This window comes from Mycobacterium sp. NTMscope_MAC_12 (assembly GCF_976985675.1).
Genome location: NZ_CDRJYY010000001.1, coordinates 3117645 through 3120396, shown reverse-complemented (window position 1 = coordinate 3120396; position 2752 = coordinate 3117645). Strand labels below are relative to the sequence as shown.

Here is a 2752-nt window from a genome sequence, read left to right as displayed (position 1 = left end):
AACACCTTGGCCGGTAGCGTGTTTCGCTGCCGCGGCCCGAAGCCGTCGTCGCCGCCCGTCCCGCTGGCTACCATGACCGGTAGACCGCGACGGTCCCGCCGCAGGAGAGGAGTGCTCATCCGATGACAACAGCGCGCCTGCCCAAACTGCCACTGGACGAAGCCAAAGCCGCCGCGGACGAAGCGGCCGTCCCCAATTACATGGCCGAACTGAGCATCTTCCAAGTGCTGCTCAACCATCCGCCGCTGGCGCGCGCCATCAACGACCTGCTCGCCACCATGCTCTGGCACGGCGCCCTCGACGCGCGGCTGCGCGAGCTGGTGATCATGAGGATCGGCTGGCTGACCGCCTGCGACTACGAATGGACGCAGCACTGGCGCGTCGCGTCCCGGCTCGGCGTCCCGGGCGACGACCTGCTCGGCGTGCGAGAGTGGCGGAACCACTCGGGGTTTGGGCCCACCGAGCGGGCCGTGCTGGCGGCCACCGACGACGTGGTGCGCGACGGCGCGGTCAGCGCCGCGAGCTGGGCGGCATGCGAGCGCGAATTCAACGGCGACACAACGGTTCTCGTCGAACTTGTCACGGTCATCGGCGCGTGGCGCATGGTCTCGTCCATCCTGCAGAGCCTCGAGGTGCCGCTGGAGGAGGGTGTGTCGAGCTGGCCTCCGGACGGCCGCCCGCCCGGGTCGTAGGGCCGCCGCCCCGGCGTGAATTGCTCAGGGCCGTAAGCGATTGACTTATCAAGGGAGAACTCTTAGCGTCGGGCAATGAGAACCAGGGTCGCCGAGATGCTCGGTGTCGAATTCCCGATCTGCGCCTTCAGCCATTGCCGCGACGTGGTGGCCGCGGTGACGAATGCGGGCGGGTTCGGCGTCCTGGGTGCCACCGCGCACAGCCCGGCGCGGCTGCGCAGCGAGTTGACCTGGATCGAGGAGCAGACCGGCGGCAAGCCCTACGGGGTCGACCTGCTGCTGCCGCCCAAATACGTCGGCGCCGAGCGGGGCGGGATCGACCCCGCCCAGACCCGGACTCTGCTGCCCGACGAGCACCGCGCGTTCGTCGACAACCTGCTGGCCCGCTACGGGGTGACGGCGCCCGCCGGGGAAGCCCGCGCGTCCGCGGGCGGTTTGAACATCTCGCCCAAGAGCTACCAGCCGCTGCTCGACGTGGCCTTCGCGCACAACATCCGGCTGATCGCCAGCGCGCTCGGCCCGCCCCCGGCGGACCTCGTCGAACGCGCCCACGACCAGGACGTGCTGGTGGCCGCGTTGGCCGGCACCACCCGCCACGCGCAGCGGCATGCCGCCGCCGGCGTCGACCTGATCGTCGCGCAGGGCACCGAGGCCGGCGGCCACACCGGCGAGGTGGCGACCATGGTGCTGGTGCCGGAGGTCGTCGACGCCGTCGCGCCGGTGCCCGTGCTCGCCGCCGGCGGGATCGCCCGCGGCCGCCAGATTGCGGCGGCGCTGGCTTTGGGCGCCGAGGGCGTGTGGTGCGGGTCGGTCTGGCTGACCACTGAGGAGGCCGAGACGGTGCCCGTGGTCAAGGAGAAGTTCCTGGCCGCCACGTCCTCGGACACGGTGCGGTCGCGCTCGATGACCGGCAAGCCGGCGCGGATGCTGCGCACCGCCTGGACCGAGGAGTGGGACCGCCCGGAGAACCCGGACCCGCTGGGCATGCCGTTGCAGACCGCGCTGATCACCGAGCCGCAGGTGCGCATCAACTCCGCGGCCGCCCACGACGGCGCCAAGGCGCGTGAGCTGGCGACTTACTTCGTCGGGCAGGTGGTGGGCTCGCTCGATCGGGTCCGCCCGACGCGCTCGGTGGTACTCGACATGGTCGACGAGTTCATCGACACGATCGGCCGGCTCGACGGCCTGGTCGAGAAGTGACCCGGCCGGTCGGTAACGAATCGCGGACACGCTATCCAGGGATTTGACCGCGTCAGACCGCTCGTGCATTATCGGTCGGGTAAGCACCTCGTTAGGTGAGGCGTCTACACGAATACAGGCCACTGACCCCGAACGTCGAAAGACGCCCCGGGTCAGGACAGCTCCTCCCGGCTTAAGGGTTGAGCCCAGGTGGCTTCCGGTTTGGATTGTTTTCCAGCCAGGACACGTCGTGTGGTGCCGAAGCTCTGACGAGAGGGGTGCGGATCTCCGGCGGTCGTCGGATTCTGCTCCTTTTGCTGCGCCTAGATCGCATGCGACCCCGCATGCGTCGCGACCGCGAGGAGGTGAGGGACACATGAGTTCTAGCGATAGTCCGGATCGAAGTCCGAACCCTGTTTCGTCCCGATCCGTTCTCCGGCGCGACCTTCTCGGCTGAGTCGTCGCACACGCTAAGTGCTTATCCGCCAAGCGTTCTGAGATCGGAACCGACCCGGGACGGGACACGTCAGTCCTTTTTGGTCCCCGTTGGCATTCTCCTCTAGGAGTCGATCATGACCGCAGCTCTCTACGACGAAGTCGTCACCGTCGCGCCCGCCCGCACCCTGACGGTGGTTCCCGACGTCACCGAAATCCAGGTTCCCGAGCCCGTGGAAGAGCCGCGCCGCAGCGATTACCCGCTCTTCGGCCCGGGCGGCGACCCGCTGGTCAACGGGGCCTGCCGGTTGCTGAGCATTCCGCTGCGGCACGTGTACGCGGCGCTGTGGCGGGTGGGTGTGCTCGAGGTTCGGGCCTGACAGTCCGACCGCGAGACTGTAACTGCCGACGGGTTCACTCGGCGTTTGCGTCGGTAGTTGCAGTCT

The 2752-nt window shown here is 68.7% G+C and carries 3 protein-coding genes and 1 riboswitch; all 3 genes read left to right on the top strand.

Going from position 1 to position 2752, the window contains the following annotated elements; translation table 11 throughout:
- Positions 1 to 122: 122 nt before the first annotated feature.
- The 3 genes from AC0KS4_RS14260 (at position 123) to AC0KS4_RS14250 (ending at position 2686) form a co-directional block, all read left to right on the top strand.
- On the top strand, positions 123 to 692 hold the full coding sequence (locus tag AC0KS4_RS14260; protein ID WP_225327582.1) for a carboxymuconolactone decarboxylase family protein: 570 nt from the start codon (positions 123 to 125) through the stop codon (positions 690 to 692).
- A 75-nt stretch (positions 693 to 767) separates the two neighbouring features.
- Positions 768 to 1892, top strand: a complete 1125-nt coding sequence (locus AC0KS4_RS14255; RefSeq protein WP_225327583.1) for an NAD(P)H-dependent flavin oxidoreductase — start codon at positions 768 to 770, stop codon at positions 1890 to 1892.
- 80 nt (positions 1893 to 1972) lie between these two features.
- A riboswitch (M-box (ykoK) riboswitch) is annotated at positions 1973 to 2156 on the top strand.
- Between the two features lie 287 nt (positions 2157 to 2443).
- The gene (locus tag AC0KS4_RS14250; protein ID WP_225327584.1) at positions 2444 to 2686 is read left to right on the top strand and encodes an Rv1535 family protein; all 243 of its coding nucleotides are present in this window, start codon (positions 2444 to 2446) and stop codon (positions 2684 to 2686) included.
- Positions 2687 to 2752 lie beyond the last annotated feature (66 nt).